Source organism: Deinococcus detaillensis (genome assembly GCF_007280555.1).
GTDB classification, from domain to species: Bacteria; Deinococcota; Deinococci; order Deinococcales; family Deinococcaceae; genus Deinococcus; species Deinococcus detaillensis.
This window is the reverse complement of the sequence record NZ_VKDB01000003.1, coordinates 156,309-173,607: the sequence shown is the minus strand read 5'-3', so window position 1 is coordinate 173,607 and position 17,299 is coordinate 156,309. Positions and strand designations below refer to the sequence as shown.

At 62.6% G+C, this 17,299-nt stretch carries 16 protein-coding genes; 4 read left to right on the top strand and 12 right to left on the bottom strand.

Annotated features, from left to right (window positions below; genetic code table 11):
* Window positions 1-110: 110 nt before the first annotated feature.
* From yidC to FNU79_RS04820, 6 genes are all read right to left on the bottom strand, one after another.
* Window positions 111-1,922, bottom strand: a complete 1,812-nt coding sequence (gene yidC, locus FNU79_RS04845) for a membrane protein insertase YidC (RefSeq protein ID WP_225429884.1) — start codon at window positions 1,920-1,922, stop codon at window positions 111-113.
* A gap of 12 nt (window positions 1,923-1,934) precedes the next feature.
* A complete protein-coding gene (gene yidD / locus FNU79_RS04840) occupies window positions 1,935-2,270 on the bottom strand; it encodes a membrane protein insertion efficiency factor YidD (protein ID WP_143719764.1) in 336 nt (111 codons plus the stop codon).
* The gene (gene rnpA, locus FNU79_RS04835; RefSeq protein ID WP_404825768.1) at window positions 2,267-2,722 is read right to left on the bottom strand and encodes a ribonuclease P protein component; all 456 of its coding nucleotides are present in this window, start codon (window positions 2,720-2,722) and stop codon (window positions 2,267-2,269) included. The genes yidD and rnpA overlap by 4 nt, the downstream gene beginning before the upstream one ends.
* A gap of 28 nt (window positions 2,723-2,750) precedes the next feature.
* Entirely contained in the window at window positions 2,751-2,897 is a 147-nt protein-coding gene (gene rpmH, locus FNU79_RS04830; protein ID WP_124872364.1) for a 50S ribosomal protein L34, read from the bottom strand.
* A gap of 182 nt (window positions 2,898-3,079) precedes the next feature.
* Window positions 3,080-3,988: a drug/metabolite exporter YedA gene (gene yedA / locus FNU79_RS04825; RefSeq protein ID WP_143719763.1), complete on the bottom strand. Its 909-nt coding sequence runs from the start codon at window positions 3,986-3,988 to the stop codon at window positions 3,080-3,082.
* A 28-nt stretch (window positions 3,989-4,016) separates the two neighbouring features.
* Window positions 4,017-5,231 (bottom strand): MFS transporter, encoded by a 1,215-nt coding sequence (locus FNU79_RS04820; protein WP_143719762.1) that lies wholly within the window; start codon window positions 5,229-5,231, stop codon window positions 4,017-4,019.
* 192 nt (window positions 5,232-5,423) lie between these two features.
* Between FNU79_RS04820 and lpdA the strand changes: the two genes are divergently transcribed.
* Window positions 5,424-6,827, top strand: a complete 1,404-nt coding sequence (lpdA, locus tag FNU79_RS04815) for a dihydrolipoyl dehydrogenase (RefSeq protein ID WP_143719761.1) — start codon at window positions 5,424-5,426, stop codon at window positions 6,825-6,827.
* A gap of 62 nt (window positions 6,828-6,889) precedes the next feature.
* Here lpdA and FNU79_RS04810 read toward each other — a convergent pair whose 3' ends face one another.
* From FNU79_RS04810 to ftsH, 3 genes are all read right to left on the bottom strand, one after another.
* Window positions 6,890-8,053, bottom strand: coding sequence for an MFS transporter (locus FNU79_RS04810; RefSeq protein WP_225429883.1), 1,164 nt, complete (start codon window positions 8,051-8,053; stop codon window positions 6,890-6,892).
* A complete protein-coding gene (locus FNU79_RS04805; RefSeq protein WP_143719760.1) occupies window positions 8,050-8,664 on the bottom strand; it encodes a hypothetical protein in 615 nt (204 codons plus the stop codon). The genes FNU79_RS04810 and FNU79_RS04805 overlap by 4 nt, the downstream gene beginning before the upstream one ends.
* Window positions 8,665-8,769: 105 nt before the next feature.
* Window positions 8,770-10,632 (bottom strand): ATP-dependent zinc metalloprotease FtsH, encoded by a 1,863-nt coding sequence (gene ftsH, locus FNU79_RS04800; RefSeq protein ID WP_143719759.1) that lies wholly within the window; start codon window positions 10,630-10,632, stop codon window positions 8,770-8,772.
* Window positions 10,633-10,879: 247 nt separating this feature from the next.
* Here ftsH and dnaK point away from each other — a divergent pair, with 247 nt between their 5' ends.
* The 3 genes from dnaK to FNU79_RS04785 all read left to right on the top strand — a co-directional run bounded on the left by dnaK (window position 10,880) and on the right by FNU79_RS04785 (window position 14,556).
* The gene (gene dnaK, locus FNU79_RS04795; protein ID WP_143719758.1) at window positions 10,880-12,790 is read left to right on the top strand and encodes a molecular chaperone DnaK; all 1,911 of its coding nucleotides are present in this window, start codon (window positions 10,880-10,882) and stop codon (window positions 12,788-12,790) included.
* 103 nt (window positions 12,791-12,893) lie between these two features.
* The gene (locus FNU79_RS04790) at window positions 12,894-13,544 is read left to right on the top strand and encodes a nucleotide exchange factor GrpE (protein WP_143719757.1); all 651 of its coding nucleotides are present in this window, start codon (window positions 12,894-12,896) and stop codon (window positions 13,542-13,544) included.
* A 79-nt stretch (window positions 13,545-13,623) separates the two neighbouring features.
* On the top strand, window positions 13,624-14,556 hold the full coding sequence (locus FNU79_RS04785) for a DnaJ C-terminal domain-containing protein (protein WP_143719756.1): 933 nt from the start codon (window positions 13,624-13,626) through the stop codon (window positions 14,554-14,556).
* A 24-nt stretch (window positions 14,557-14,580) separates the two neighbouring features.
* Here the strand turns inward: FNU79_RS04785 and FNU79_RS04780 are convergent, their stop codons facing one another.
* The 3 genes from FNU79_RS04780 to FNU79_RS04770 form a co-directional block, all read right to left on the bottom strand.
* On the bottom strand, window positions 14,581-15,009 hold the full coding sequence (locus FNU79_RS04780; protein WP_143719755.1) for a hypothetical protein: 429 nt from the start codon (window positions 15,007-15,009) through the stop codon (window positions 14,581-14,583).
* A 331-nt stretch (window positions 15,010-15,340) separates the two neighbouring features.
* Window positions 15,341-16,621, bottom strand: a complete 1,281-nt coding sequence (locus tag FNU79_RS04775; RefSeq protein WP_143719754.1) for a M24 family metallopeptidase — start codon at window positions 16,619-16,621, stop codon at window positions 15,341-15,343.
* Window positions 16,622-16,687: 66 nt separating this feature from the next.
* Entirely contained in the window at window positions 16,688-17,185 is a 498-nt protein-coding gene (locus tag FNU79_RS04770; protein ID WP_143719753.1) for a hypothetical protein, read from the bottom strand.
* Window positions 17,186-17,299 lie beyond the last annotated feature (114 nt).

Sequence of the window (17,299 nt, the reverse complement as noted above, 5' to 3'; positions counted from 1 at the left end):
AGGGTGGTAAATGGTGAATGGCAGAGGGTGATGCGAACCTAAGATGAATCTCCCCAAACAAAAAAGCCCCGCCCAAACTTCTAGACGGAGCCATTTCAATTGCAAAATCCTCAGCTCTTTTTCTTCTGCTGCTGGCGCTGCTGATCGGCAGCCTGCTTAGCAGCCTGCTCCAACACGGCACGGAAGCCGCTGGGCTTGGTCGGAGCGCTGCTGCCCGAAGGCTTGCCGCTCGGCTCAACCGTGACGGTTTTGGCGGTGGTCACCTTAGCGGTAGTGACTTTGGCATTCTTGCCGAGATTGACTGTGGTTATGCCAGAACCAATCGGAGCGGTTTTCTTCTCTACTTTTTGCAGGCCGCCGGACATATGCGACTCAACTTGCTTGTTGATCAGGAACTGCTGGCCGGTGCCAATCAAAGTACCGATGATCCAGTAGAGGGTCACGCCCGCCGGAAAGGTCAAAGCGAAGTAGGCGAAGAACAAGTACATCACCGATTGCTGCTTGAACATCTGCGGCGACTTGCGGGTGGAGACGTAAAGTTGCAGCAAGTTGGCGCAAACATACAAGATACCCAGAATCCAAAACGGATCGGGGATAGACAAGTCGGGCAGCCACCACAGGCCCTGATCGAACTCAAAGTTGCGAATGGTGCCGTACAAAACGAACAAAATCGGCAGTGGAATGAACATGCTCAGGCAGCCCACCGGATTGACGTCGTATTCGCGGTAGAGGCGCATGGTTTCGGCCTGCACCTTGGCGGGGTCATCCTTGTACTTTTCCTGCACTTCCTTCATTAGCGGCTGAACCATCTGCATCTTGGCGGTGGTGCGGCCCTGCGACTGCATCAGGGGCCAGATCAGCAGTCTCAGCGACACGGTCAGCACCAAGATGGTCAGGCCCCAGTTGCCGAAGAAGCTGTAGAGCCACAGCATGAACTTGGCAATGTAGAGGCTGATATACCCGAATACGTTGGGGCTGAATACACCCGGCAACTCGGTATAGCCGCCCTGATACAGGTGAACCAGCTCGTTCTTGCCGCCGTATACGTCCAGCGACAGCGGGCCGGCAGCATTGACCTTGATATTGGCATCCGTACCGCCGGTGGTGGTCACGTTCAGCGGCCCCGCCACTGGCGTGCCGCCCTGTCCACCCTGCTGCGGGCGAACGATCAGCGCGGCGGCGGTCTGTGAGTTGTGAAACAGCCCGCTGATGGGCGTTTGCAGCGCGGCGTAAGCAGCACTCGCCACCGTGCCCGCCGTGGTGGTGGGCAGGGCCGTGCCGGTGGCCAGCGCCTTGACTTCAGGGTCGGTGGTGGTGGCCAGGCCCGGAAAGTTGAGGGTATAGGCCCCCGCGCCGCCCACGTTCACATCAGCCTGAATGCTGAACTGGCGCGGATGTAGCGTCACTTTTTTGGTGACGGTCACGCCGCCTTGCGTATAGACGAAGGTGGCGTCGAGGCGGTTTTGCTTGAGGTCGCTGGTGGTCACCGGCGCTTGGGCAGTGGGCGCGGCGGTGTTGCCGGGCAGCGCGACTTGCAGCGCTTTGCGCCCACTGATCAGCAGCGCTTTGTTGTCGGCTCCGTTGCGCCCGCCCACCAAGTTGATCGAGAGGCCACCCTTGAGCTGATCAAAGTTGTAGGTGCCGTCGTTGTTGGCTTTAATCAGCTGCGAGCCGGGGTTGACCTTGATGTACCAGCCGATGATCTCGCCTTCAGGGTTAAACACCACGTCGGCAAGGTTGGTCTGGGCGATCAGGTCTTTGGTGCCGTTGCCGTCAATGTCTGCCTGAATCCAGCCCGACTGGAGCACATGGCCGAACGATCCCGGCTGACCGACACCGCAGCCGGTCAGCACCAAGGCCAGCGCGGCTGCCATTGTCCCGTAAAGCCATTTGCGAGCGCCGGAGCGCGGAAGTTTCGTCATAGTGTCACTCTCTCATTTGCTAGAAGCGGGCGGGTCTGATTTGACTGAGGTCAGCGGTACGGGGTGGGCAGTTGCGGCATCTGAGTGGGCGGGGTGGTCAGCCGGAGAACGGGGCTTTGGAAACACCTCCGGCACGGGGTCAAAGCCGCCCGCGTTGAAGGGTTGACAGCGGGCAATGCGCCAAGTCGCCAGCCAAGCGCCCCGCAGTGCGCCGTGCTTTTCAATGGCCTGCGCGGCGTACTGACTGCACGTCGGGGTAAAGCGGCAAGTCGGCGCACCTTTGAGCGGCGAGAGGTGGCGCTGATAGCCGCGCACCGCCCCGAGCATCAGCTTAGAGGCCCCGCTCACGGTTTGGCTTCCGTTCGGGTTGGCTGGGTTGAAGCGGGCGCTTTTGGCACTGGCTTCTTCTTTTTGGCCTTGAAGTCACCCGACAAAGCCTTGTTCAGCGCCGTTTGCAACTCGGCAAAAGGGGCTTTGAGCGCCGCTTCATTGGGGTAGATGGTGGCGCGGCAAGGCGGCAAACTCGGCAAGGTTCGCAGCGCCTCGCGCACGCGTCGGCGCACGCGGTTGCGCTTGACCGCCAGCTTGAGGGTCTTCTTGGGCACCACAATGCCAATCATGGCGCGTGGCAACCACTTTTCACCGTAGCGCGGGCGATAATCGGTCACGCGCAGGGTAAACAGCGCGTGACGGACGACTTGCCCGTGCTGGCGAACTTTGCGGAATTCCTTTTCGCCGCGCAATGAAGTCAGCGCCACTGCTGGGCGCGGGGCCGGGTCAGTGACGCTGGAAGGGGACATAAGTTACAGGGAAGCGCAGCCGTGCGGCTTACTTCTCGTCGGCAACGGTGAGCTGTTGGCGGCCCTTGGCGCGGCGGCGGGCCAGCACGGCGCGGCCTGCGGTGGTCTTCATGCGGGCGCGAAAGCCGTGGGTTTTGGCGCGTTTGCGGGTGTTGGGTTGGTAGGTACGCTTCATTAAACTTCTCCTTCTCACGGCGGGGCCGACGCCAAGGCGCGGCCAGCCAGACATGGCAACTCGCCCTTAAATGGGCAAACTCAAGGATTGTAGCACAGCAGCGGCGCGGAGTGAATCAGAGGTGGCGCAGGGTGACTGGGAACGAGCGGGAATGGGTGGGCGAGAAGAGAAGCGGGCCAGCTTCACGCGGGCGCTTCGGCCACCTTGACTCCTTTGCGCGGCCAGGCCATCAGGCCCACACCGCCCACGATGACGGCCAGCGCCACCCACCCCAGCGGGCGCAGGCTCTCGCCGCCAAATCCGACCCCGATCAGCACCGCCACCAGCGGGTTGACATAAGCGTAGCTGGTTGCCAGCGCCGGGCGGGTGTGGATCACCAGATAGGTGTAAGCGCTGTAGGCCAGCAAGCTGCCAAAAACGATCAAGTACACCAAAGCCCAAGCGCTCGCCGCCGTCGGGGTATGCCAGCGTTCGCCCGACACGCCGCTGAGCAGCAAGAGCACCAGCCCACCGATCAGCATTTGGGCGGCGCTGTTCATCAGGCCGCTGGGCAGCGGCAAGTGACGCGACCACTGGCTGCCAAAAGTCCAGCAGATCGGAGCGAGCAGCAGCAAGAAGGCGGCCAGCGGCGTGGCGTGGAGTTCCGAGAGGTTGAGCAGTCCGATGCCCAGAAGTCCCACTCCGATACCGGCCCACTCGCGCCCGCCGGTCTTCTCTCCCCAGATGCGCCCGAAAAGAGCGGCGAACAGCGGACTGACGGCAATCATCATGGCCGCCACCGAGCTGCTGGCGCTTCTCTCCGCCAGCGTCACCAAGCCCGTGCCGCCAAAAAGCAGCAGTGTGCCGATGACAGCGCTCCACAGCCAACCTTGCCGGGTGGGAGCGGGCAGACCGCGCGAACGCAAAACCGGATAGAGCACTGCGCCCGCCACCAAGAAGCGCAGGCCCAGCATCCCCAGCGGCGGCAGCGAGCCAATCGCCACTTTAATGAAGAAGTAGGTGCTGCCCCACACCAGATACACGGTCAGCAGCGAGATCCACAACAGTGTCGGCGTAGGCGTGGTGGGAGTGGAAACGGGTGCGGCGGTCATGTCTGCCATGCTACGGGATAAGCCGCACTCAATCTGCGGCCACTGCCGCTGCCGGACGGCTCAGGCCCCCGTACCAAGCGCTGATCAGCAGCAGCGAACTGAGCGCGGCGCACCCCCAGGCCAGCGGCTCGAAGCCGAAGCGGTTGAGAATCAGCCCGCCGCTGAGGGTGCCGACTCCGGCGGTCAGATAAGCCAGCGCGTCCACTTTGCCCTGCGCTCCCCGGAAATTGGTCAGCGCTTTGCTGCCCGCCAAAAAGCCCAGATTCCAGCCCAGCCCCAAGAGGAACATGCTGGGAGCCAGCCACAGTCGACCCGCCGGAGCGCTCAGCGCGGCCAGCAGCAAGAGGGCCGCGCCAGCGAGGTAGCCGAAGCGCACCCCGAAGCGGTCAATCAGCGGGCCAGTCAACCAGCCGAGGCCGTACATTCCGGCAATGTGAATGGTGACGAGTCCGGCGATGGCTGGATGCTCCATGCCCATGTTGTGCGCCCGTAGGGGCGTCAGGCTCATCAAGGTAACCATCAGGCCCTGCGACACTGCCACTGCCAGCGCGGCGGGCCAAACTTGCGGGTGACTGATCGGGACATGGGCGGCTTTGCTGGCGGCCTGCGGACTGGCTTCCTGCACCGCCACCTGAGCGGGGGGCCGCCAGAGTGAGGTCAGTACCGCGCCCAGCAGCAAGAACAGCGCCGCCAGCAGCCAGCCAACCACCTCCGCCGAGGTTTTGAGACCCGAGGCGAACTCAGCCAGCGGCGTGCTGAGCAACGTGGAAAAGGCCGACCCCAGCACCGAGGCGAACATCATCGCGCCGATCACTAGGCCGCGCTTTGAAGGACCGACACTCTCGGCGGCGGCGTAGCGGGCCTGCTGGAAGCCGCCCTGCGACATGCCGACCACCGCCGCGCCCAGCAAGAACACCCAGATGTGCTGCTGCCACGCGCCCCAGAAGCCCACTAACGCGCCGAAGACACCCAGCAAGTACGCCGTGACCAGGCCCCTGCGCCGGTCGCGCAGCATCAACCAGCCGAAGATGCCCGCCGAGGCTGCCGAGCCGAGCGTGACCAAGGTGCTGGGCACGCCCGCCCAGGCCTCGCGGCCCAGCGTGCTGATGACCAGCGAGGCCAGCACAGTGCTGGCGGTGGTGGCTCCCGTCGCCAGCGACTGAGAGAGAAACAGCGCCGCCAGGTTCAGCTTTGAAACAGGCGGGGCTGAGCCCGGATCGCGTGCGGGGACGGGTTGGGTCATGCTTGACTGTAGCAAGTCTGGCCCAATCCAGAGGCTTATGCGGAGCTTTTTCAATACGCTCAGGCGACTCACAGCCGCTTGTTCGGCTTTACCGCACAGATCGGCTATTCACACCCCCAACTTGTCAATCTCTGCGTACTGACTTCTCAAATGCGTCACTCTCTGAAGCGCCCCGCCGCGTTAAACTGAGCCATGACCAAAGCAATGGATTTTGATGTCCTCATCATCGGCGCTGGCCCCGGCGGGTATCACGCGGCAATTCGGGGAGCGCAGCTCGGCCTCAAAGTGGCCTGCGTCGAAAAAGAATACTTGGGCGGGGTGTGCCTCAACGTCGGCTGCATTCCCACCAAAGCGCTGCTGCACGCGGGCGACGGGCTAGCCGCCAGCAAGCACGCCGCCGAGTTCGGGCTGACCTTTTCCAGCACCCAGTTGGACATCGGCAAGCTCAATAAATGGAAAGACGGCATCGTCACCAAGCTGACCAGCGGGGTGGGCGGGCTGTTCAAGGCCAACAAAGTCACGCACCTTGTCGGCGAAGCGGTGTTCGTGGACGCCCACAGCATCAAGGTGGGCGACAAAACCTACACCGCCAGCAACTTCATCGTCGCCACCGGCTCGGAACCGGCCAAGTTGCCGGGGCTGGACGTCGATCAGGTCAGTATCGTGGACTCCACCGGGGCGCTCGTCATTCCTGACCCGGTTCCGGCGCGGATGCTGTGCGTCGGCGGCGGCGTCATCGGCTTTGAGTTCTCCCACATCTACAACAACATGGGCAGCAAAGTCAAAATCATCGAGTTTTTGCCGGACGTGATTCCGGGGGCCGACCGGGGCGCGGTGGCGGCGTTTCGCAAGGCCATGGAAAAGCAGGGCATCGAAGTGCAGACCCAGACCAAAGCCAACAAAGCTGAGAAGCAGCCCGACGGCACGCTGAAAGTGGAACTCGAAGATGTCAAGACCGGCGAGAAGCGCAGCGAGATTTATGACCGGGTATTGGTGTCGGTGGGCCGCCGTCCACGCAGCGCGGGGCTGAACTTGGAAGGGTTGGGCATCGCCGTTGAGCGCGGGTTTATTACCGTCAACAGCAAGATGCAGACCAACGTGCCGCATATCTACGCCATCGGCGACGTGGCCGGAAACCCCATGCTGGCCCACAAAGCCATGAAGGAAGGGCTGGTGGCCGCCGAGGTCATCGCGGGCGAGCCTGCCGAGATGGACCCGGTGGCGATTCCGGGCGTGGTCTACACCTCACCGGAACTCGCCTGGGTGGGTCTGACCGAAGAAGAAGCCCTCGCCAAGGGCTACAAAATCAAGACCGGCCAGTTTCCGTTTGCCGCCTCGGGCCGCGCCATGACGCTGCAAAGCACCGACGGCTTCGTCAAGATGATCACCGAAGAAGGCACCGACTTGGTGCTGGGCGTGCATATCGTGGGGCCGCACGCTTCGGACATGCTGGGTGAAGCCAGCCTCGGCCTCGAAATGGCCGCCACCGCCAGCGATATCGCCCTGACCATTCACGCCCACCCGACCTTGGGTGAAAGTGTGCTGGAAGCGGCGGAAGCGGTGCATAAGCAGGCCATTCACATCGTCAACCGCTGAGCATCAATCGAACAAAAGGCGCTCCTGCGGGGGCACTTTTCGTTTGGCAACACTGTTAGCTTTCACGCCGCACTGTTGCGCCAGCCCCACTGCCCCACCCATCCGGCTCCCAGCATGGCGACCATGCACAGAGCCGCCACCGCATTCCAGCCGCGCCAGTCATAGGCCGCGCCCGCCAACACGCTGGCCACAGACGCGCCGCCGTAGTAAGTGAAGTTGTAGAGGCCGTTGGCCAGACTGCGCCCGCCCCGAATGCTGCTCTGCACCGCGCTGAGCGCCGCCGCCTGCGCCAGAAAGACTCCGCAGGCCGCCACCGCCAAGCCGGCGATCAGCAGCGGCAGCGGCGTGAGCAGGGTCAGGCACAAGCCCGCCAAGCTGGTCAGCACGGCGGCCCGCAGCGCCCACAGCGGCCCCCGCCGAGAGAGCGCCGGAGCGGTCACGGGCGTCACCACTGCGCCCAGCAGGTACACCGCGAAAATCAGCCCAATCGGGCCGCTGCCTAGCACATACGGCGGCGCGGCCAACCGCAAAGTCACGGTGTTGAACACCGACACCAGAACGAACAAAATCAGGAATCCCACCGCGCAGGTCAGCAGGAGCGCCGGATTTCGCAGGTGGTTGACCAGAATGCGCCCAGCTTCTCGTGGGCGGCGCTGCGGGGTGAAGTGCTTCTCTTTGGGCATTCCCAAGAGCGCCACGCCCACGCCCAGCAGATTGGTCAGCAGCAGCAGCCAGAACGCCAAGTGCCAGTTGCCCGCGTGTTCGGCCACGCCGCTGAGCAGCCGCCCCGCGAAGCCGCCCACGATGGTGCCGGTCACGTACGCGGTCAGGAGCCGAGCAAAGCGGGCAGGCGGAGCTTCCTCGGCCAGGTAAGCGCTGACGGCCACCATCACCAGTGGAATCAGCAACCCCTGCGCGAAGCGGGCCAGATTGAGCGACGCAAGTGTGTGGGCCTGAGTCGCCAGCAGACTCGGCAGCAGCAGCAGCGCGAAGGCTCCCAGCGTCACCCGCCGCCGTCCCAGCGCGTCAGCGATCAGACCCGCGAACGGTGCGAACAGCGCCATTGCCAGCGTCGTGCTGCCGATGACGGTACCGACCTGCGCCGAGCTGACCCCGAATTCACGTGCCAGCACCGGCAGCAAGCTCTGCGGCGCATAAACATTCAGAAACAGCAGCGCTCCGATAACGCCGAACGGCAAAGCGTGCAGGCGCTGAGCCGCCCTCAAGCCAGTCCGACCAAGCCCGCCGCGCTGCGCCACGCTTCAAACATGCCGAGTTCCTCGGCCAGCGCGGGGTCGGGGCGTCCGGCAGGGCCAGCGAAGATCAGCACCGGACGCGCTTCTAAGGCGATGCTGCCTGCGCCGTCCACACTATCTACCCTGTCCAGCCGGGCCAGCACCGCCTCAAACGTCCAATCGGTGGCCCACAGGCGCTTGAGGGCAAACAAAACTTCATTGCTGGGGGGCCGCGCTTCGCCGCTTTCGCTGCGGCGCTCAGTGGGGCGGCGCAGATGAAACTCGCCACTGGCAAGGCCCGCGTTCTTGACGGCCCGCAGCAGCAACTGCACGCTGTCGTCCATCAGCGCCGAGGTGCGAACCAGTGGCGTGGCCCGCGCACACAAGTTCTCCAGCAGGTCTTCATCAATGCGCCTCGGGTTGATCGGCGCAAACAGCTTACCGAGCTGTTCGGGTAAGTTGGCGCGGCGGTAAAAGGCCTCCTCGAACTCGGCCTCCAGCACAAAAGCGGCGGGCAGGCGGGCGGCGAAGCGGGCCAGTAAATGGGTTTCTTGGCCGACTCGCGCGGCGCTCAGGGTGGCGGCTTCGGCAAAGGTGAACATCAAGCCGCAGAGTACCCAAAAAAGAGGCGCAAAAAAAAGCCCCGCCAGACAAAGCGCGGGGCTAAATTCTTAAGGTTTGGTGCCTCATCTCTGGATCTACTGCTGTTAAACGCCGCCCGGCTTCAGCGTGCCCACCGCTGGCAATTCGGTTGCCGTAACCGCGCCCACCTCGGGGTCTTCGAGGGTGCCGCCGGCCAGCACCGTGTCGAACTGCTCGCCGCTGAGCGTTTCATGCACGATCAGGGCGTCGACTAAGCGGTGCATCTGGTGAACATGCTCACTGAGCAGGGCGTGAACACGGGTAAATTGCTCGCCGGTGATGCGGCGCAGTTCCTCATCGATGCGCTCGGCGGTTTCTTCGCTGTAAAGGCCGCGTTCGCTGGGCAGCCCCAAGTAGCCGCCGTCTTGCTGGAGCGCGATATTGCCCAGCTTGCTCATGCCCCACTCGGTAATCATCTTGCGGGCGATGTTGGTGGCCTGCTGAAAATCGCTCTGCGCTCCAGTGGTCACGGCTCCCAGCGCCACGTCCTCGGCGGCGTGTCCGGCCAGCGCCACCGCGATCCGGTCGAGGAGTGAGGCCTCGGTGTGGTGCATCCGGTCTTCGGGAGTGTACATGGCCGCGCCCAGCGCCCGTCCACGCGGCACGACGGTCAGTTTGTGAACGCGGTCGGCGTGCGGCAGCAGTTGCGAAGCCAGCGCGTGCCCGACTTCGTGGTAGGCCGTGACGCGGCGGTCTTTTTCGCCAATGACCATGCTGCGCCGCTCCGGCCCCATCAGCACCCGGTCACGCGCTTCGTCAATGTCTTTGTTGGTGATGCGGCCGCGCTGTCCTCTGGCCGCGCCCAGCGCCGCTTCGTTGAGCAGGTTCTCGAGGTCGGCTCCGACCATGCCGGGGGTGCGGCGGGCCACCGCGCCGAGATCCACGTTGGGTTCCAGCGGCTTTTTGCGGGCGTGAATCTTGAGGATGGTTTCGCGGCCTCTCACGTCGGGCGCGTCCACCACGACTTGTCGGTCAAAACGTCCGGGCCTGAGCAGGGCAGCGTCCAGCACGTCGGGCCGGTTGGTCGCCGCCAGAATGATGATCTCGTGGGTGCTGCCGAAGCCGTCCATCTCGACCAGCAGTTGGTTGAGGGTCTGTTCGCGCTCATCGTTGCCACCCTGCATTCCGGAGCCGCGCTTGCGGCCCACCGCGTCGATCTCGTCAATGAAGACGATACATGGCGCGGCTTTGCGGGCCTGCTCGAAGAGGTCGCGCACGCGAGCCGCGCCAACACCGACAAACATTTCCACAAAATCTGAACCGCTAATCGAGAAGTAAGGAACTTTGGCTTCTCCAGCCACCGCCCTTGCTAAAAGTGTCTTGCCGCTGCCGGGAGGACCGACCAGCAAAATGCCGTGTGGAATGCGTGCGCCCAGAGCATGGTACTTCTCGGGGTGCTTGAGGAAATCCACCACTTCGGTGAGGTCGGCTTTGGCTTCGTCGCAGCCCGCCACGTCGCCGAAACCGACTTTGATCTGGCCTTCTTGAATCACGTGGGCTTTGGACTTGCCGAACTGGTTGGCCGGGTCGCTGCCCTGCTGATTGCGGCTCCTGAGGAGGGTAAACAGCAGCACGCCGATCAAAGCGACGGTCAGCAGGGTGCTGAGCGTGCCGATCCAGTTGAAGCCACCGACTGGGGCGATGGTGACGTTGACGCCGCCCTTTTGCAGCGTATCCAAACTCAGCAGCGGATCGTCGCTGAGCGAGCGGCTTTCAAACTTCCGGCCGTCTTTGAGGACGCCCTCCAGCGCGGCGGTGTTGCCCTGATACTGAATATTCAGCGACTGCACTTTGCCTTGACTCAGGGCTTCTTGAAATTGATCGAGACTCAAAGGCGACTGGAGATCGCGCGGCATGGTCAGGCTGATGATTGCCAACAAGAGGAGCGCTGCGCCAAGCAGCCAGAGGGGCCACACCACACGTTTCATATGCCCAAAGTCTACGCCGCTCAATTTGCAGGACTGTAAGAGAAAACGGCCACTTTACGCCTGCGTTCCTACCCCCACTGGCCGGCGGCCACAATGGGCTTCCTTTAGCCTTCCTTGAGGCTCAGCAAAAATGTGAGTGCGGTGCGCTCAAGTCTCTTGACTGCTTTCAACTGTGGGCTTATGATAGGAAGCGTTTAGAACTGTTCGCACACCAATGAACAGAAATTCCCCCACAAAGAGGTCATTCATGCCAAAAGCAGTCGGAATCGATTTAGGAACCACCAACAGCGTCATCGCCGTGATGGAAGGCGGACGCCCCGAAGTGATCGTCAACGCCGAGGGCGGACGCACCACACCCTCCGTGGTTGCGTACAAAGGCGACGAGCGTTTGGTCGGCCAGATTGCCCGCCGCCAAGCCGCGCTCAATCCCAAAGCCACCATCTTTGAAGTCAAGCGCTTCATCGGACGCCGCTGGGACGAGATCGGCGCGGAAGCCGAGCGCAGCCCCTTTACCGTCAAAGAAGGCCCCGGCGGCAGCGTGCGCGTCGAAGTCGGCACCCAAGACCTCGCGCCCGAGCAGGTCAGCGCCGAAGTGCTGCGCAAACTGGTCAACGACGCCTCGGCCAAGCTCGGCGAGAAGATCAAAGACGTGGTCATCACCGTGCCCGCTTACTTCGACAACTCGCAGCGCGAAGCCACCCGTCAGGCCGGTGAAATCGCGGGCCTCAACGTGCTGCGCGTCATCAACGAGCCGACTGCCGCCGCACTGGCTTACGGCTTGGAGCGTAAGGGCAACGAAACGGTCTTGGTCTTCGACCTCGGCGGCGGCACCTTCGACGTAACGATCCTCGAACTCGGCGACGGCGTCTTTGAAGTCAAATCGACTTCCGGCGACACCCACCTCGGCGGCGCGGATTTCGATCAGCGCATTGTGAATTGGCTGGCCGACGAATTCAAAAAAGAGCACAACTTCGACCTCCGCAAAGACCCACAGGCCCTCCAGCGCCTCATCGAAACCGCCGAAAAAGCCAAGATCGAACTCAGCAACGCTTCGGAAACCAGCATCAGCTTGCCGTTCATCACCTTTGATCCCGAGACCCGCACCCCGCTGCACCTCGAGCGCACCCTCAGCCGCGCCAAGTTCGAAGAACTGACCGGCGATCTGCTCAAGCGCGTCCGCAAGCCCGTCGAACAAGCGATGAGCGACGCCAAGCTCGACGCTTCCAAGATCGACGAGATCATTTTGGTCGGTGGCTCGACCCGCATTCCCGCCGTGAAGCGCATCGTCAAAGAACTGACTGGCAAAGAACCCAACGAATCGGTCAACCCCGATGAAGCCGTCGCGCTCGGCGCTGCCGTGCAGGCCGGTATTATTTTGGGCGATTCCAGCTTGGGCGACATCGTGCTGGTCGACGTGACCCCGCTGACGATGGGCGTGGAAGTCAAGGGCGGCATGATCGCGCCGATGATCACCCGCAACACCCCGGTTCCGGCTAAGCGTACCGAGATCTACACCACCGCCGACAACAACCAGCCCGGCGTAGAAATCAACGTGCTTCAGGGCGAGCGCCCGATGGCTAACGACAACAAATCTCTGGGCCGCTTCAAACTCGAAGGCATTCCGCCGATGCGGGCCGGACAGCCGCAGGTAGAAGTCACCTTTGACATCGACGCCAACGGCATTTTGAACGTGACCGCCAAGGAAAAGACCAGCGGCAAGGAATCGAGCATCCGCATCGAGAACACCACCACGCTCGATAAGGGTGACGTGGACCGCATGGTGCGCGAGGCCGAGCAAAACGCCAGCACCGACAAGCAGCGCCGCGAGAAAGTCGAGAAGCGCAACAGCCTCGATTCGCTGCGGGTGCAGGCCCTCCAGCAGATCGAAGAAAACGAGAGCGCCGATCAGGGAGCCAAGGACAAGCTCAAGGCCGCTGCCGACGCTGCCGAGGAAGCCGTGCGCCTCGATGACGACAGCAAGATCGCCGACGCCCAGAAGGTGCTGGAAGAAGAACTGCGCACCTTCATGACCGCCAACCAGAATCAGCCCAAGAATGACGGCCAAGACGGGCCGCAGGGTGGAGCAGGAGCGCAGGGCGGCGTCAATATGAACAAAGACGACGACGTGATCGACGCGGACTTCAAGCCCGCCGAGTAAAGTTCCAGCTCAGGCGGGATGGGTGAAGCGGGGTTAGACGCCCCTCAGCGCTCATCCCGCTTTTGCTACGTTCACAAACCCGACACCCTTAGGAGGACAAGCCATGACCAACAAACCAGACCACACCGAAAATTTGAAATTTGAACCCGAAGCCAAAACCGGCGAGCAGACTTTGGAAGCCGTCGGCGCTCAACCCGTCGACACCGAACTGCTGGACGAAGACGCCGATATGGAAGGCTTAGAAGGCATGGACGGAATGCCTGACCTCGACGAAAATATGTTCGCCCAGGTGCAGGAAATGATGGCGAAGATGGAAAAGGTAGACGAGCTGGAAAAAGAGAATGCCGATCTGAGGGGCCGTTTGGGCCGCCTCGCTGCCGACTTTGAAAGCCACCGCCGCCGCACCCAAGACGATGTCAGCGGCGCACAAGATCAGGGCAAAGCCAAAGCCGCCGAGGCCATGATGCCAATTTACGACGCCCTAGAGCGTGCCCTGAGCATGGGCACAGAAGACCCCGCCAAACTGATTCCCGGCATGCAAGCAGTTCAGACCAGCGTGCTGCGCGTCTTTTCAGGCCTGGGCCTGGAAGCCACCGGCAGCGTCGGTGAGCACTTTGACCCGCAGTGGCACGAAGCGCTGCAAGTGGTGCCCGGCGCTGAGGACGACACCATTATCCAAGTCTACGAACTCGGCTTTAAGATGGGCGACAAATTGGTGCGGCCCGCGCGGGTTGTCGTTTCTAAGAAGCAGTAAACCGTAAGCGGCGGGCGATGAGCGAACAGATCAAGCTGGCTCATGGCCCGCCGCTTTTGGCTTTTCCGAAGGAGGCACCATGGCCTACAAAGACTATTACGATGTTCTCGGCGTACAGCGCAGCTCCTCTGAGGGCGAGATCAAAAGCGCTTATCGCAAGCTGGCCAAGCAGTACCACCCCGACAAAAACGCGGGCGACCACAAGGCCTCCGAGCGCTTCAAGGAAATTGGTGAGGCCTACGCGGTGCTCTCCGACGCCGAAAAACGCAAACTGTATGACCAGTACGGCCATTCCGGACAGGTGCCGCCAGGAGCTTGGGGCGGAGCGGGCGCGGGCGGCGGCAGCGGATTTTCCAGCGCCGATTACGGCGGGGTAGACGCTTCGCAGTTCAGCGACTTTTTTCAGGGCCTGTTCGGTCAACAAGGACAACCAGGACGCGGCGGCTTTCGCGGCGGCGGAGCGCAGGTCAACCTCGATGACTTGATGTCGGGCATGGGCGGCGGGCGCAGGTTCGTCCAGAACGTGGAGGGAGAACTGCAAGTCACTTTGCAAGAAGCCTACAGCGGCTCAGATGAAACCATTCAGGTGGAGGGCAAACGCCTCACCGTCCGGATTCCGGCCGGCACCCGCGACGGCGCTCGGCTCAGGCTGGCGGGTCAGGGGCCGGGGGGCGGCGACGTGCTACTGACCATCCGCGTGTTGGAAGACATCAAATTTGATTTGGAAGGCAGCGACTTGAGCACCAGCGTGGACGTGCCGGTAGACACGGCGGCGCTCGGCGGCAGCGTGCGGGTGCCGACCATGAAAGGCGACGTGAGCCTGAACATTCCGGCGGGCACCAGCGGCGGGCGGCGGATGCGGCTCAAGGGTCAAGGCTGGCCCGGCAAAACCGGCGCGGGCGACTTGTATGTCAAGCTCAATTTGGTTTTGCCCGCCAAGCTGAGCGACGCCGAAAAACAGCTTTATGAGCAGTTGAAGGCGCTGCGGAGCGGCCATACCACACAAAGCTGAGCGGCGGGCCGCTCCTCTACGTCTTCAGCTCTTCTCGCCAAAGCTCCAGATTTCGAGGTCGTCCACCGAGTCGCCCACACCGCGCAGTTGAGCGAGGTCTTCGGCCTTAAGGGGAGCCTGCTGCACGTTGTCTTTACTCTTGCCAACGGCGGCGGCAATAATTTCTTGGGGAACGGCAGCGAAGAGGTGCTGAATCTGCTCGGGCGTGGCGTCCAGCAGGGCGTCGGCCAGCACGCCGTCGGGCACATCTCGGCTGACCGATTTGCGGGCCGAGGCCATCGATGAAGCGTCAATGTCGGGACGAATGGCATCTACATCGTCAAGGTCAGCCGTACCGGGCGGACGCGCAGAGCGGACAACGGCGCGGCGGTCGAGCTGCCTGCGTTTGAAGGTAGGGTAGCGCAGCAGCGCCACAACGATCAGCACCACAACGACGATGGAGAGATACACCATAAAAATCAGCTTACTCTGCAACTGTCACGCCGCTCTTACCACCTTGAAACCGAGATTTGGGTGAGGGTAAATGCCCACACGACCGCTGTTTTTTCAGCTTCTGTTTGCACCCTTAACTCAGCTCATCGGGTCGTTCTCGAAACCCGCGCCAAGCCTGACCCGCCGAGCAACACTATTTATCCCCAAGGCCGCCGCAACCAAAAACGGCAAAGCCCTGCGCCAAACATAGAAAAACGACCTCGGCGCAGAGGGCTTTGAAACCGTGCGCGAGGTCTTGATTTTCTCTGAGGGTGCTGCCCGTTTGAACGTGCGAGTAGTCAACAAACCTGAGTTAGCTTTCCTCGCCCAGACCCCGCGCCCGCACCTGCGCCCACGTCTCCCCCGCCCTACCCAGCACGAAGGGAGCAGCCTGCACCGGCGTGGTCACCAGCGGCCCCGAATCGGTCAGCAGGACGTCCACTTCGCTGCGGATGCCGTAGCCGCGCTCGGCGGGGTAGACGCCCGGCTCCACCGTGACCGACAGGCCCGGCAGCAGCTTGCGGGTGTCGTGCGTCTCTAGGTCGTCCAAGTTGGCTCCCGAGCCGTGAATCTGCACCCCGAGGCTGTGGCCGAGCCGGTGGCTGAAAAACTCGCCCAAACCCGCCGCCTCAATCACGTCGCGGGCAGCGCGGTCGACTTCCCAGCCTTCGAGGGTGCCGGACGCCGAGCGCTCCTGCAACACGTCCAGCGCTTTGTCGCGGGCGGCGGCCACCGCTTGCCAGGCCTGACTGTATTCGGCGCTCGGCTCGCCCGCGTAGCCCACCCACGTCACGTCGCCAAACGGGCGGCCCGCTTCCTGCGCCCACAAATCGATCAGCACGCACTGGCCCATCTGCAAAGTGGCGTTGAGGTCGCCGCCGGGCTCGTAGTGCGAGTCGGCGGCGTTGGCCGCGAAGCTGACATTTACCGGATGACCGCTGAGCATGCCCGCTTCCTCGATCTGGCCAGCAATGACCGCTTGAACGTCCAGCTCAGTAACCGGCTGGCCCGCTTGCAGGCGCTGGTGGATCAGTTCAAACGCCATATCTTTGGCCCGCATCAACACAGCCACTGCCCGCTGGTGCGCGGCCAAGTCTTCTGCGCTCCACGCCAAGAAGCCTTGCAGCAAGTCGGCGCTGCTCACCACCTCTGCGCCTGCACCGCGTATCCGCTCCAGAGTGCCGGCGTCCACGTAACTGACGTAAGGCACGGCGGCCTGCGGACTGTACTCGGCCGCCACCGTTTTGCCGCCCACCAACCGGCGCAGATGCTCATCTAACTCGGTGTGGGCGCTGTAAGGAATGAAGTCCACTTCGGCCCCGGCCAATAGCCGCTTCCAAGTGCCGCCCTCGATGCGGTGGTGAAGCAAAGCAGGTCGGCCCTGAGTCGGCACCCACACGAAATACCGCCGCGTCAGAAATGAACCGCCCAGGTTGAGCAACGCTCCCGCGTGGGGGTTGAGGCCGCGAAAATCGTAGATCAGCCAGCCGTCGACTGCACTGCCGCCCACCGGGTTAGGCGCGTCTTGGAGGGCTTGTTGAATGCGGCGCAGCGGATCATTGACGGGCAAGGTGTCGTGCTGGGCAGTAGCCATGAACTGAGCATACCCGCCCGCACCGCCCAGCGCCATCTGACTAGAGCCACCTAGAAAGTGTCATGCCTAGAAGCTGTAGGTCACGCCGGTGCGCCCAAACGGGCCAGTAAATCCGCCGAAAAAGGTGCCCGCTCCCGCCTCGATGAAAAATCCCAGCCCCGGCCCACTTCGTACACCCACCAAGCCGCCCAGACCAAAATAATTGGTTGCGTTGTTGACAGAAGTGCTGGTGAAGGCGGCGGCCACGCCTCCGTAGACTTTCCAGTGGGCCGAGAGCGGATAACTGGCCAGCAGATCGGCCTCAGCACCGAGAGCGGTAATAAAAGTCGGAATGCCCAACGTACTGATCAGCGCCCGCCCTTCGAGCTGCCCCGCGCCCAGACCCGTCAGGACTTTGTATCCGCCAGCCGACAAGAAAAACGGTGGAATACCGCCCAACTGCACGCCGTAGCGTTCGGCAGGCGGCAGCGTCGGCGCAGTGGGCATTTCGGGCGCAGCGCTTTGAGCCGCCGCACAGGAGCTGAGAAGTGAAAAGGCAAGGAGCAAACGGGCCGCAGCGTTCATGACCTTACTTTTACACAAAATTGTTGGAACATAAAGTCGACTTTGCCTCGGGCGCTTGACACTGGAGAAGCGATTCTTTAGCATGGTTAGGCTCACGGCGCAGGCCAAAAGCAA

Excerpts from the sequence above, each read along its gene's own strand:
- yidC (WP_225429884.1), bottom strand. The coding sequence starts at position 1,922 with ATGACGAAACTTCCGCGCTCCGGCGCTCGCAAATGGCTTTACGGGACA.
- FNU79_RS04785 (WP_143719756.1), top strand. The coding sequence starts at position 13,624 with ATGGCCTACAAAGACTATTACGATGTTCTCGGCGTACAGCGCAGCTCC.
- FNU79_RS04770 (WP_143719753.1), bottom strand. The coding sequence starts at position 17,185 with ATGAACGCTGCGGCCCGTTTGCTCCTTGCCTTTTCACTTCTCAGCTCC.
- FNU79_RS04780 (WP_143719755.1), bottom strand. The coding sequence starts at position 15,009 with ATGGTGTATCTCTCCATCGTCGTTGTGGTGCTGATCGTTGTGGCGCTG.
- yedA (WP_143719763.1), bottom strand. The coding sequence starts at position 3,988 with ATGACCGCCGCACCCGTTTCCACTCCCACCACGCCTACGCCGACACTG.
- rnpA (WP_404825768.1), bottom strand. The coding sequence starts at position 2,722 with ATGTCCCCTTCCAGCGTCACTGACCCGGCCCCGCGCCCAGCAGTGGCG.
- ftsH (WP_143719759.1), bottom strand. The coding sequence starts at position 10,632 with ATGAAACGTGTGGTGTGGCCCCTCTGGCTGCTTGGCGCAGCGCTCCTC.
- FNU79_RS04790 (WP_143719757.1), top strand. The coding sequence starts at position 12,894 with ATGACCAACAAACCAGACCACACCGAAAATTTGAAATTTGAACCCGAA.
- dnaK (WP_143719758.1), top strand. The coding sequence starts at position 10,880 with ATGCCAAAAGCAGTCGGAATCGATTTAGGAACCACCAACAGCGTCATC.
- FNU79_RS04775 (WP_143719754.1), bottom strand. The coding sequence starts at position 16,621 with ATGGCTACTGCCCAGCACGACACCTTGCCCGTCAATGATCCGCTGCGC.
- FNU79_RS04805 (WP_143719760.1), bottom strand. The coding sequence starts at position 8,664 with ATGTTCACCTTTGCCGAAGCCGCCACCCTGAGCGCCGCGCGAGTCGGC.
- FNU79_RS04820 (WP_143719762.1), bottom strand. The coding sequence starts at position 5,231 with ATGACCCAACCCGTCCCCGCACGCGATCCGGGCTCAGCCCCGCCTGTT.
- lpdA (WP_143719761.1), top strand. The coding sequence starts at position 5,424 with ATGACCAAAGCAATGGATTTTGATGTCCTCATCATCGGCGCTGGCCCC.
- rpmH (WP_124872364.1), bottom strand. The coding sequence starts at position 2,897 with ATGAAGCGTACCTACCAACCCAACACCCGCAAACGCGCCAAAACCCAC.